The sequence below is a fragment of the Psychromonas ingrahamii 37 genome, from assembly GCF_000015285.1.
Taxonomy (GTDB): domain Bacteria; phylum Pseudomonadota; class Gammaproteobacteria; order Enterobacterales; family Psychromonadaceae; genus Psychromonas; species Psychromonas ingrahamii.
The window spans coordinates 381,663-395,409 of sequence record NC_008709.1; the positions used below are offsets into that span (position 1 = coordinate 381,663).

Annotated in this window: 8 protein-coding genes; 4 read left to right on the plus strand and 4 right to left on the minus strand. The window is 40.0% G+C overall.

All coding sequences use genetic code 11. The annotated features are described in order from the left end of the window. Positions 1-172 precede the first annotated feature (172 nt). Positions 173-2,086, plus strand: coding sequence for a transglycosylase SLT domain-containing protein (locus PING_RS01585; protein WP_011768718.1), 1,914 nt, complete (start codon positions 173-175; stop codon positions 2,084-2,086). A gap of 57 nt (positions 2,087-2,143) precedes the next feature. On the opposite strand, the gene PING_RS01590 is transcribed toward PING_RS01585, so the two are convergent. Together PING_RS01590 and argR are read right to left on the minus strand one after the other, a co-directional pair. Then, positions 2,144-2,545: a type IV pilin protein gene (locus PING_RS01590; RefSeq protein ID WP_011768719.1), complete on the minus strand. Its 402-nt coding sequence runs from the start codon at positions 2,543-2,545 to the stop codon at positions 2,144-2,146. A gap of 240 nt (positions 2,546-2,785) precedes the next feature. Continuing rightward, positions 2,786-3,238: a transcriptional regulator ArgR gene (gene argR, locus PING_RS01595; protein WP_011768720.1), complete on the minus strand. Its 453-nt coding sequence runs from the start codon at positions 3,236-3,238 to the stop codon at positions 2,786-2,788. A 208-nt stretch (positions 3,239-3,446) separates the two neighbouring features. Between argR and PING_RS01600 the strand changes: the two genes are divergently transcribed. From PING_RS01600 to cysG, 3 genes are all read left to right on the plus strand, one after another. Next, a complete protein-coding gene (locus tag PING_RS01600; RefSeq protein WP_011768721.1) occupies positions 3,447-4,229 on the plus strand; it encodes a transporter substrate-binding domain-containing protein in 783 nt (260 codons plus the stop codon). A 261-nt stretch (positions 4,230-4,490) separates the two neighbouring features. After that, positions 4,491-5,450 (plus strand): malate dehydrogenase, encoded by a 960-nt coding sequence (gene mdh, locus PING_RS01605; protein WP_011768722.1) that lies wholly within the window; start codon positions 4,491-4,493, stop codon positions 5,448-5,450. Positions 5,451-5,716: 266 nt separating this feature from the next. After that, the gene (cysG, locus tag PING_RS01610) at positions 5,717-7,135 is read left to right on the plus strand and encodes a siroheme synthase CysG (protein WP_011768723.1); all 1,419 of its coding nucleotides are present in this window, start codon (positions 5,717-5,719) and stop codon (positions 7,133-7,135) included. Positions 7,136-7,297: 162 nt separating this feature from the next. On the opposite strand, the gene glgC is transcribed toward cysG, so the two are convergent. Then, positions 7,298-8,572 (minus strand): glucose-1-phosphate adenylyltransferase, encoded by a 1,275-nt coding sequence (gene glgC / locus PING_RS01615; RefSeq protein ID WP_011768724.1) that lies wholly within the window; start codon positions 8,570-8,572, stop codon positions 7,298-7,300. 1,002 nt (positions 8,573-9,574) lie between these two features. Then, positions 9,575-13,369: a bifunctional proline dehydrogenase/L-glutamate gamma-semialdehyde dehydrogenase PutA gene (gene putA / locus PING_RS01620; RefSeq protein WP_011768725.1), complete on the minus strand. Its 3,795-nt coding sequence runs from the start codon at positions 13,367-13,369 to the stop codon at positions 9,575-9,577. Between the last annotated feature and the right edge of the window lie 378 nt (positions 13,370-13,747).

A 13,747-nucleotide genomic window follows, 5' to 3' on the forward strand; every position in this document is an offset into this window, starting at 1 on the left:
TTCTTCACCACTTTGTGGTCAGCTAAAGCTGTTCAAAATCGTTCCGTACGATTTTGTGAAGAAGAATAACGATCGAATGCAACTCACGCCTTGTTAGTACTCATTTTTCCTTCGCAATCATTGATCACTTCATTAATTCTTTTGGTATAACTAACCTTTTTGGAGAGCTTTTGTGAATAAATTCTTACTACTGTGTTGCGGTTTTTTCTCTCTGACAAGTTTTGTCGCGGCTGATGATCTCGATAAGCAAAGAGAGCTCTACTCTCAGGCTGTTGTTTTACAAGCACAAGGTGAGTGGGAGCAAGCACAAAAAACCGCAGCATTAATCGCTGAATATCCGTTAACTTACCTGCTTGAATTCGAGACTATTAAGGCACATTTTGCTACCAATAATGCAGCAGCGGTGCACGCATTTATTAACAACAACCCCAACCGCAGTCTTTCTTTAGATTTAGAAAGAGATTATTTACGCTTTTTAGCAAGAAATTACGCCTGGAAGGAATTTTTGGATTTTTATCCGCAATTGCCTAATAGTGAGGATCTCAAATGTAATTACTTCCAAGCAAAAATAAACCAGGGTAAGACGGAAGAAATTTGGCCTGAATTTAAAAAAACCTGGTTAACGGGAAGCTCCTTACCGCCAGCCTGTGATAATGTTATTGCGGTTTACCGGGACAATAACACCCTTTCAGAAAAATTAGTTTGGCAACGTTTTAGCTTGGCTTATCAAAATAATTCCCCTGCATTAATGCGTTATTTAACTACTTGGATGAAAGGGGATAATAGGGTGCTCGCAACCCAATTATATGCGTTATATAAAAAACCTGAGAGCTTGCTGAACAGTGAATTATTTCAAAGTAGAACGCAGGCTAGTTTTCTATTTTTACAAATGAGTATTAAACGCTTAGCTCGAGTCGATCTGAATTCGGCAATGGATTTGTTTAATCGTTATGAGAAAAAAATCCCCTTTACTGCCTCTGAAAGCCAGACATTAAAAAAATATTTTGCATTACGAACCCTATTGTATGAGGTGGAGAGTCAACTGCCATGGTTAGATAAAGAGCTTGTCTCTTTAGATGATGACGGATTGTTTGAACTGCGAATTCGCTATGCAATAAAATTGGATAATTGGAAAGATATTGAATATTGGTTAAACGTCTTGCCGGAAAGGTTACAAGAAAAAGACAAATGGATATATTGGCAAGCGCGTGTATTAGAAAATAAAAAACAGCAGAAACAAGCCGATAAACTCTATCTTAAGATTGCCGGGCAAAGACGTTATTATAGTTTTCTGGCGGCTCAAAAGCTGGGCCTTGATTATCAGCTTAATGCCAAGTTAGTCAGTGAAAAGAGTGACAGCTTAAAGATGAAAAAAGCAGATCTTGCTTATATTGGAGAGTTAGCATACCAAAAACACAATGCACTTTTAAAGCGGGAATGGTATGCACTATTAAATAATAACGATAAAAATACACAACTGCAGTTAGGCTTGTACGCATACCAAAAGGGTTGGGCACATCTGTCTGTGATGGCCAGTATTAACAGCAAGAGTTGGGATGCGTTGAATATACGTTTCCCCAAGGTAAAATCTGGCTTATTTGCAAATACGGCAAATCAATACCAATTGGAGCCAACTTATATTTATGCTCTGACTCGTCGGGAGAGTGCTTTTGACGAGTATGCTCAATCTCGAGTGGGTGCCAGTGGTTATATGCAGCTGATGCCTGCGACTGCAAAAGAAACGGCGCAAATGATAGGCATGAAAGATTATAAAAATCAGGCACAGTTAAATGATGGTGCTATTAATGTGCAGTTAGGCACAGCCTATTTTGATATGTTATTAAAACGTTACAGTGGTAATCGAATCCTTGCTACAGCGGCTTATAATGCGGGTCCTCATCGCGTCGATAGCTGGAAAGGTAAAGCAGGGCAAAGCTTGGAGATGGACAGTTGGATTGAAACCATTCCCTATAAAGAAACGCGTAACTATGTAAAAAATGTATTAGCGTATAATGTTATCTACCAACACATTTTAGATCAATCGCGAGAATTTTTTAATAAAACAGAACTTAATACGCGTTATTAGCTCAGAGGTTATTTTTACAGGATCAGAAAGGCTTAATATTATCCAAGCCTTTCATGATCACCAGCACTGATCATTGTTTGTATCCGATGCGTCATAATGTGCATTGTCCTGGTTGATCACTAAGGTGGTGCATTCAGCCTTATCATTTGCCTGCATTGTCCCCGCTTTAGCAACCGCTTTCATTGCATAAGTTGTACTTCCTGCTGAGATGATAGTAAAAGTATAATAGTTATGATTATCCGGTAGTCCGACATCGGCTGAGACCATTGAATAGTCTGGATTTAAAATATGCCAACTACTCTGTACTAACTGTGCTTTTTGCAACTCATTTTTGGCATCACTGCGATTTGCGTGAAGCGTATAGGATTTATAGGTGGGATAAGCAATACCTGCTAATATGCCGATAATCGCTATCACAACTAATAGTTCAACTAATGTAAATCCTTGAGCTTTTTTCATAAAATCACCTCGCTGTATAATTCCCTGTGCAGGTAAGTGTAGGATGCTATCAACAAAGCGACAGGAGTCCTTCAAGCTTAAGGGATAATATGTGAAGTGTTACGATAGACCTAAAGGCAGCTGTTAATATAGCAAGTCGGTTATGAATGAAAGAATTTAAAACGGGTAATTGCTGAGAATAATATTCTCAGATTTTCCTAAAGAATCGCCATAAAAAAATGACGTTTTCGATAGTGCGAATTAATTAAATAAATTCTTAATAATATTCATCGTTTCCTGTATTTTTTTAGAGTTCGTAGGGGTTGTGAAGATAGTATCATCACCGGCGATATTGCCTAATATTCCCTCTGTTTTACCGATCGAATCTAATAAGCGAGCGATTAACTGAGCGGCACCGGGACTGGTACGAATAACAATCATACTGTCATTGCGATCTATATCTAATACAAGGTTTTTTAATGGGCTTGTGATTATCGGGATACCCAGCTCAGCCGGTAGACAATAGAGCATTTCTTGTTTCGCATTACGTGTGCGTACTGCGCCCGATTTACTTAGCATGCGGGAAACTTTTGACTGATTAATATTATTAAAACCAGCATTAACCAAGGCTTCTACTATCTCACCTTGAGAGCTAAAATGTTCTTTTTCTAATAATGCTTTGAAAAATGTCATTAATTCTGTTGATTGCTTCATTATTTATTCTTTTGAGTGTTTCAAGGGCGTAATAGTAATGAATATTAAGCATTTATCAACCCATTAATCTACAATTAAAATGCATAACTATTCAATTTCAGAGCTGTGTTTAAAATAGACTGTCATTAAATGTTAAGATCGGTGTAGTATATATCATTTGCAATAAGTGTTTTAAACGTCTACAACGTGAATTTTTTGTTATTAATAAATGAATTGGATATTAAACAACATGCTTATTTTGCGCTTTTTTCTTTCAATATTTCTATTGTTTTCGCCCCTTACTGTCTTATCCTCGACAGCCGTTCCTAACGATAATATAAAAGTTCGTTTTGCGACCGATGCAAATTATTACCCTTTTGAATACTTAGATGAACAGCAACAGATTCAAGGTTTTGATATTGATATGGCTAAAGCGATTTGTAAAGCCGTTAATTTAACCTGCAGTTTTCACCATCAACGTTTTGAGAGCCTGCTACTGTCATTATCTTTCGCTCGTTTTGATGCGGTTATTTCCGCTTTAGATATTACCAGCGAACGTTTAAAAACAGTGGGTTTCACCAATAGTTATTATGAAAATACGCCCGTCTTTATCAGTAAAAAATCAGCTGAAGAACGTTTCTCAACGGTGGGCAAATTTATAGGTGTGCGTTCCAACTCATCCAACCAGGAATATTTAATTAAATATGAAAAAGAGAATAGTTTTATCATCTCTTATGTCACCTATTACGAAATTCTTTCGGATTTAAGTGCCGAAAAAATTGATGCGGCATTTGTCGATCAAGCGGTCGCATCGGAATTTTTAAAACAAAAAGATAATCGCATTCATTTTGACGTTCAGAAAATTAATTCTTCCCAGAGGAAATTATTTTCGCAAGGCTATGGTATCGCGATTCAAAAAGGAAATGTCATCCTGCAAAACCGCTTGAATTTGGGTCTTAAAATTATTACTGAAAATGGTACTTACCAAAAAATATATGAACGCTATTTTTAAACCTGTCACTTCACATCACAAATTAATAAACAAATCACCAAAAAAAGTTGTTTGGGGCTCCAGTTTCAGCTATCAAGCAACTCTTGCTGCTTTTCAAACTATTATTGTTTAAAAATAGCGTGACCTCACTTAATTTTATTTTTTATTATTATTATTCATATATCGCTCACAATTCATCAATATTTATTACATGCTTGCTGATTTTTCATTAAAATGACCATTCACATTTATATCATTAATTAGATACATATTGGAGTCGTTATGAAAATTGCTGTTCTTGGAGCCGCCGGTGGTATTGGGCAAGCACTTGCTTTATTGTTAAAACTTGATTTACCTGCAAATTCAATTTTATCACTTTATGATCTTGCTCCGGTTACACCTGGAGTTGCAAAAGATTTAAGCCACATCCCAACAAGTGTTAAAGTTGAAGGTTTTGCCGGTACAGATCCTACTGCAGCTATTGAAGGTGCCGATGTTATTTTGATTTCAGCAGGAGTTGCCCGTAAACCGGGTATGGATCGTTCTGATTTATTTAATATTAATGCTGGTATTATTAAAAACTTAGTTGCTAAGGTTGCAGAAGTCGCACCGGAAGCTTGTATTGGAATCATTACCAATCCTGTTAATACAACAGTCGCAATTGCTGCTGAAGTGTTAAAAGCTGCAGGTGTTTACAATAAAAACAAATTATTTGGTATTACAACCTTAGATGTTATTCGTGCCGAAGAGTTTGTCGCTGAGTTAAAAGGTTTACCTTCTGAAGATGTTCGAGTCAATGTTATTGGTGGTCACAGCGGCACTACTATCTTGCCAGTTTTATCGCAGATTCAGGGCGTTTCATTTACGGATCAGGAAGTGATCGACTTAACTTCTCGCATCCAAAATGCCGGCACAGAAGTGGTTGAAGCAAAAGCAGGCGGTGGTTCTGCAACGCTTTCGATGGCCTGTGCAGCTTCTCGCTTTGCTATTCAGCTTGTTCACGCTTTGTCAGGAAAACAGGGTATTATTCAAAATGCCTATGTAGACGGTGGCAATCCAGCTTCTCCTTTCTTTACTCAACCACTATTATTGGGTAAAAATGGCATTGATAAGGTATTACCTTATGGTGAATTGAGTTCTTTCGAAGAGACCAAAAAAGAAGAAATGTTATCTGTATTACATGCTGATATTGAAATGGGTATTGATTTTGTTAGCAAAACGCTTGCAGCTGAAGTGAGCTAAGCAGCACGTCAGTAGTCAATTTTTTCTTAATGCCATCACTCCAGAGTCGATGGCATTTTTTTAACCTCAATTTATTGATCAACAGAACCTACGCTTCTTCCCTATAATTAGGAACCTTTTCCCCGATCATTGCCGCAGGGAAATCAGTCTCTGGTTAACCATTATTATATTTTGAAATAACAAATCTTATTTTAGTGTTTCATCTGTGTCAATTAATTCTCTATAGTGTCGATATCGATCGAAAATTACATGAATAGAGTGCGACTATGGATTACCTGCCAATTTTTACCAAACTTGAAAACCGCCCATGCCTTGTTGTTGGCGGAGGAAGCATTGCTTGCCGAAAAATTCATTTATTGCTGAAAGCGGGAGCCGATGTGACAGTCTGCGCGCTGGAATTTAACCCCTCTTTATTAAAACAAGCTGCTAATAAGGAGTTGAAAATACTTGAGCAGGCATTTACTGAAGAGCTTCTGGAAAATAAATGGTTGGTCATTGCAGCGACCAATAAGAAACAGGTCAATGAGCATATCGCCACGGCCGCCCATGCAAAACAATTATTAGTTAATGTGGTGGGTCAAGCTGATATTTCGAGCTTTATTCTTCCCTCAATTGTCGATCGCTCACCATTAGTTGTGGCTATTTCAAGCGGTGGTAAAGCCCCGGTTCTGGCGCGCTTGATTCGTGAACGTTTAGAAACGTTATTACCCATGCATTTGGGTCGATTAGCGGCTATTTCTGCACAATTCCGTCACCGTGTTAAAGAAGTTATTAAAGTTGCTCCCTTGCGCAGGCGCTATTGGGAAAAACTTTTTGGCAATGGAATGCTTGCTAACCTATTGCAAAAAGGCCAAACAGAGAAGGCAATTGCTTTAATGGAGACGAGTCTGAGCGAAGATATTACTCAGGGAGATGTGGCTTTAGTTGGTGCCGGGCCTGGCGACCCCTCTCTTCTAACCTTAAAAGCATTACAATTGATGCAGCAGGCAGATGTTGTTTTATATGATCGTTTGGTTTCTTCAGATATTTTGGACTTAGTACGTCGTGATGCAGATTTAATTTCCGTGGGCAAAGCTGCCGGTAATCACGAAGTAGAGCAGTCTCGAACTAATCAGATGTTAGTGGAATTTGCTCGAGAGGGTAAAAAAGTGGTGCGCCTTAAAGGGGGAGATTCATTTATTTTTGGACGGGGAGGCGAAGAGCTTGAAGAGTTGGTTGAAGCAGGTATTGCTTTTCAGGTTGTTCCCGGTATTACCGCAGCCTCGGGTTGCAGTGCTTATGCGGGTATTCCCTTAACCCACCGCGATTTTGCGCAGTCAGTGACCTTTGTGACCGGACACCGCAAAACTGACGGTGAGGAGCTTAACTGGCAGGCATTAGCGGCTCCTAACCAAACTTTGGTTGTTTATATGGGATTGATTCAGTCACAGGAAATTCAAACACAATTGCTCAGTCATGGGCGAGCCCCTGAAACCCCTGTCGCATTGGTTAATAAGGGAACGACTTCAGATCAACATGTGGTGATTGGTCAATTATCTGAATTGGAACAACTGGGCGGGGGGTTACAAGGCCCAACCCTGATGATCATTGGCGAGGTCGTTAATTTGGCTGATAAACTCGCATGGTACCAGTCTGATAATAAACCCCCGCTTTCAAGGGATCCCTTTTTAGTAAACTTAGCTTAGGATTAATTGTTATAGCAAACTATATCAAAACGACTTAAAGATACAGAAATCTAGATCTTCAAGTCGTTTGGGCATTTGTTATTTAAAAAAGAGCTAACAGTATCAATGACAGGCTGGGTTGCAGTTTGCTTACAGGCTGACTTAACAAGGTATAAGATAAGGTTAACCAGACTGTTTTTGAGCTAATGCCGCCAGCATATCTTTAGTGACAAGAGTAATTCCTTTCTCTGTAACACGAAAACCATTGGCTATATCTTTTTCTCTATCGTAACCAATAGATAAACCTGCCGGGATAAAACACTTAGTATCGACAATAACCCGGCGTAATTGACAGTGCTCACCCACATCGCTTCCACGCATTAATACAGAGTATTCAATATAACTATAGGAGTGCGCATGAACACTTGAGTATAATAATGACTTGCAAATGGTTGCACCTGAGATTATACAGCCGCTGGCAACCGTTGAATCAAGCGCAGTGCCTCGTCTTATCTCATTGTCAAAAATAAATTTAGCGGGTGGCAGTTGTTCCTGATAAGTATAAATTGGGCTGGATGTGTCATATAAATCCAATTGCGGTGTAGGCTCTACGAGTTCCATATTTGCCTCCCAAAAAGAATCTAATGTACCAACATCTCGCCAGTAAGGCTGAAGGTTAGTATTTGGATCTTTGAAAGAAAAAGCAAAAACATCACACTCATCAATGATTGACGGGATAAGATCATGGCCAAAATCATGACTAGAGCTTTCATTCTTATGGTCTTTTTTTAACTGTTCGAATAAAAATTTAGTATTAAAAACATAATTACCCATTGAAGCTAAACATCGACCTGGTTTACCCGGTATTTCGTTAGGAACAGCCGGTTTTTCATTAAATGCAATAACCCTATTGTCCGCATCCACCGTCATAACACCAAAGTTACCTGTCGCTTCTTCGACGGATGTTTCAATGCAGCAGACAGTCATCTCAGCTTTACTATTAACATGTTGAGCTAAGAGGGTACGATAATCCATGCGATAAACATGATCGCCTGATAAAATTAAAATATGTTCAGGTTGTTGACTGCGAATAATATCCAAATTTTGGTATACAGCATCGGCCGTACCTTGATACCAATCCTCATTATGGCGTTGCGATGCGGGCAATATCTCAACAAACTCGGATGTTCTGCTTTTAAAATGCCCCCAGCCACGGTTAATATGACGAATCAGAGAGTGCGACTTATATTGAGTTGCAACACCGACACGGCTAATTCCCGAATTGAGGCAGTTTGATAATGGAAAATCAATAATCCGGAAGTTACCACCAAAGTAAACGGCAGGTTTAGCTCGCCAATTGGTTAACTCAAACAGTCGACTGCCACGGCCGCCCGCTAAAATAACTGCATAAGTATCCTGAGCAAGATGACTAAGAGAATTGTGATTATTGTGCCGCATTCCTAACCCCTTTTACTTTGTAGGTCAAATAAATAGAGAACAATTAGTAGTAGCAGATAATACGCATGGTACGATCGTGCTTTAATAACACTTTATGAAAGAGTGCGCTTAATAATAGTAGCGCACAGAATTTCCTAACCCCTTCTACCTTGTATATAAAATAAATAGAGAGCAATTATTAGTAGCAGATAATACCCATGGTACGATCGTGCTTTAATAACACTTTATGAAAGAGTGCGCTTAATAATAGTAGCGCACAGAATTTCCTAACCCCTTCTACCTTGTATATAAAATAAATAGAGAGCAATTATTAGTAGCAGATAATACGCATGGTACGATCGTGCTTTAATAACACTTTATGAAAGAGTGCGCTTAATAATAGTAGCGCACAGAATTTCCTAACCCCTTTTACTTTGTAGGTCAAATAAATAGAGAACAATTAGTAGTAGCAGATAATACGCATGGTACGATCGTGCTTTAATAACACTTTATGAAAGAGTGCGCTTAATAATAGTAGCGCACATAATTTCCTAACCCTTTCTAGCTTGTATATAAAATAAATAGAAAGCAATTAGCAGATAATACTCATAATGCGATCGCGCTTTAATAAATACTTTTTGAAAGAGTGCTATTAAGAATAGTAGCGGCACAGAATTATTGACAGGATTCAGTGAATTAAAAAGAGTCCATTGTCATTTTATTGCAGTTTGCCATAGTGGTCTGGTTTCGATCATTTTCTTTGCGGTGCCAGCACTATAGTCAGGTAGAAGATGCGGGAAATTAATTGATTTGGTATTAGAGCATTAAAAAATAATGAAATGGCAGCGTCTGTCTTTAAAACAGAAAATGGAGGATAGGTGCTTGCTGTTGAAATAAAAGGCTGAAATTCGTCTGATGTTTTTGATCGGTTATCTGAAAAGCCTGCGCTATTAAACTCCGGAAGGTAATAAATAAACGTGGTTTTTAGCTCAAAAAACCACGTTTACTTTTACAAAAAAATAACTAGTCTTCCTCTTCAACCAAGGTCATCAGAGAGGTATTACCGCCTGATGCAGTGATATCTATACTGATGCTCTTTTCAGTGAGTAGTCGTTGAATCAAGTGATCAGTGTATTCTGAGGTTATTACCGGCAGTATTGCACCTTCACGTTCGGCCAATTTACGCACCATAAAGGTACGACGTGGACTGTGACTGTCAATGACCACACCCGCCAATTTATCCTGCTCCAGTAAGGCTTCTAAATGACATAATTTAGCTACTTGAAGCACTCCTTCAGGAGCACCCGTCGCGTTAAATTTATCTCTGAATGCCAATGCTTCCTCATAAAACAAGTCAGAAACCACCGAAATAACCGTATTACCGGTGGCTAATGCAGTTACTATTGCTAAGGTCCAATATTCGAAAGTTACATTTTTATCCGCAAAACATACCAGAATACCGCGAGGCTCTAAGTACAATACGTTAGATTCACCGGTAGGCCCAGGCAGTGCCTTTGGTCTTCTCATCTTTTTTTCAATGCTTATCAGCTGCGATCTTGCTGCCGCGAGTGTTGAATTAAAATCATCGGCTAATTCTTCAACAATGGTCACCTTCGCAATTTGGGCAAGAAGCTGACGCACTGCAGAAATACGATCATTTAAATTAGTTACCCGCCATTCAGGCTCTACTTTGATAGCATTTTTCATAAAGGCAAGCGTTTCCAGATTTGATACCTTATCACTGATCAGCGCTTTGTCGTCACCCAATACACTATCATCCTGATGTGGTGCTGGCGTTGCCTTTTCATTCATAAAGCGAGAAAGATAATTAGGTCCGCCTGCTTTTGGACCTGTACCGGATAAACCTGTTCCACCAAAGGGTTGTACTCCAACCACCGCACCTATCATATTACGATTGATGTAGACATTCCCTGCGCGCGACAACTTAGCGAGTTCAATGGCGCGCTCTTCAATGCGAGTATGAATACCCATGGTTAATCCAAATCCAGTGGCATTGATTTTTTCGATGGTATTTGCAAGTTGGTCGCCCTTAAACCGGACGATATGCACGCAAGGACCAAAAACTTCGCGTTCTAATACCGAGATGTCTGCTATCTGGTAAAGACGTGGGGCAAAAAATGTGCCGTTATTTTCAGGTACCGGACATTCATAAAGCAGTTCAGCTTTATTCTCCATATCTTTAACATGAGCTTCCAGGCTATTTAATGCTTTGCTGTCAATCACCGGTCCAACGTCTGTTGATAGTTGAGCAGGGTCACCAATATGAAGTTCCTTTAGCGCACCGATCAACATCTCGGTCATACCATCGGCAATTTCTTCCTGTAAAAATAAGACGCGCAGAGCTGAACAGCGTTGTCCTGCACTTTGGAAGCCCGATGAAATGACATCATCAATGACTTGCTCAGGCAAGGCGGTTGAGTCGACCACCATACAGTTCTGGCCCCCAGTCTCTGCGATCAGCGGTATTTGATCTCCACCCCGGTTTGCCAGAATGCGGGAAATATGTGTTCCAGTCGTTGTTGAGCCGGTAAATACTACCGCCTTAATTCGCTCATCTTCAAGCAGCGCTTCACCAACGGCAGGACCTCTAGCAATAACGGCTGTCACTGTGCCCTCGGGCATGCCCACAGACTCCATTAATTCGAGAGCGCGTAAAGCTATCAGGCTGGTTTGTTCAGCGGGTTTAGCTATTACTGTGTTACCCGTTACAATTGCTGCCGCAACCTGACCCATAAATATCGCCAGCGGAAAGTTCCATGGGCTGATACATAAAACCACACCGCGCGGCTCTAGTCTGTCATCTTCGGCAAGTTCTTCGGCTCTAGCCGCGTAATAACGACAAAAATCGACTGCCTCACGGACTTCATCAATGCCGTCCTGAGCAATTTTTCCTGCTTCTTTAATACAAATCGCAATGAGTTCGTCCATGTGACGTTCTAAAATATCAGCGGTTCGTCTTAGTAAACTAGCTCTCTCCTCAATCGGAGTTTGTGACCAAGTCGCGAAACTGTTGTGAGCTTTTTCAAGCTTAGCTACCATTTCCTCTCGGCTGTCATGACGATGGAAGCCAATTATTTCATTATGGTCAGCCGGATTTTTTACCGCAAAACAATCATCAGGCACTTGGTCTGATGTGAGCAAGTGATCATTGAACCAACGATCGAGCGATTCTCTTAATGGCGTTATCTGATTGATATCGTTAAGGTCAAGCCCTTTGGAATTATCTCTTTCCTTACCAAATAAATCGATCGGTTTAAGTATCTGCTCATTGTAGGTAACTTTAAGTCGCTGGGTTTTTTCGACAGGATCTTCAAGCAAAGATTCAACTGGACGGGTTTCATCAACGATGGCATTAACAAAAGAAGAATTAGCACCATTTTCCAGCAGACGACGTACCAGATAAGCGAGCAGATCTTCATGCTGACCAACGGGTGCGTAAATTCGACATTGAATATTATCAGTGGTCACAATTTGATCATACAAACTGTCTCCCATGCCATGTAAACATTGGAATTCAAAGCCTTCTTTATCATCACCGGCAAGCTCAATAATGACCGATGCGGTATAAGCATTATGCGTTGCAAATTGAGGATAGATAGTATCGCGATAGTCTAACAGGCGATTAGCACAGGCATGATAAGACACATCGGTGGAAGACTTACGGGTGAAGACAGGATAATGCTCAAGCCCGTCTTTTTGCGCATTTTTTATCTCAGTATCCCAATAAGCTCCTTTGACCAGTCGTACCATCATTTTACGACCCACTTTCTCGGTTAGCTCGCGCAACCAGTCGATCACAAAAATAGCCCGCTTCTGATAAGCTTGAACCGCCAAACCGAAACCATCCCAATCACTTAACTCAGGATCGCTAAATACTATTTCAATAATATCAAGAGAGATATCCAGACGCTCAGATTCTTCAGCATCGACCGTTAAACCAATATCATATTTTTTTGCCAGTAAACATAAGGATTTTAGTTTTTGCGGGAGTTCCTTAAGCACTCTGTCTCTGTGACTAAACTCGTAGCGGGGATGAATCGCTGACAATTTAACTGAGATCCCAGGGCTTTTTCGAGGGCCTCTGCCTTTAGCGGCTTCACCAATAACAACGAGTGCCTTAACATAGGATTGAAAATAACGCTCCGCATCTTTTTCAGTTCTTGCGCCTTCACCCAGCACATCGTAAGAATAGACATAACCATTACGTTCTTTTTGTTCCGCACGCTTGACCGCAGCAACAATAGTTTCACCTATTACGAACTGCTCTCCCATGACTTTCATCGCAATATTCATGGCTTTACGAATAACTGGTTCACCCATTCGGCCAAGGGTTTTTTTCAATAAACCAAACTGATTGCTTTTGCGAGTATCGCTGAAGTTAACCATGCTGCCGGTTAACAGCAGGCCCCAGGATGATGCATTCACAAAGAGTGAATTACTGGTACCTAAATGCGTACTCCATTTTCCCTTTGAAAGCTTATCGCGGATCAGCTCATCCTGAGTTTTTTTGTCAGGTACCCGTAATAATGCTTCCGCTAGGCACATTAGCACCACACCTTCAGCCGAAGAAAGAGAATACTCATTGAGTAATGCTTCAACAACGCCAGTACCTTCCTGTTCACGGCGTATTTGCAGCACCATTTTGCGCGCTCGCTCCCAGGCACGGCTACGTGCTCGCATATTAACTTCTGCCTCAGGCAAAATATGATCAACAGCCAAGTTTTCATCGATACGATGAAAATCTCGAATTTTTTGACGAATAGTAGAATCGGCGACTAAGTTACCATCAAACAACATACGCAACCCCCAGGAAGCTAAATACTTAAATATAAGGAAAGGAATAATTGGCGAGTATATAGCAGATTGTTCGAACAATCTTTAGCGAAATAAAAAAAAATTAATAAAATAAAAAGGAGTTATAAAGCGCTGCCAACTTCCTTAATTTATGACCACTAAAATTAACCAAATCAACGCTGGACTGACCCTGCCAATAGCCTGGAAACAGACCTGAAATCCAGCTGTTTTCGAAGCAGAATAACAACTTCCGATCAGGTCGAATCACAATCTCACATGACAGATAAAATATTCTGCTAAACACAATTTTTTTGGGAGAATTTTTGTTCTTTCTATATGCTATCAAAACAAAATAAAGCTAAAACAGAGTTTTATAGTTGC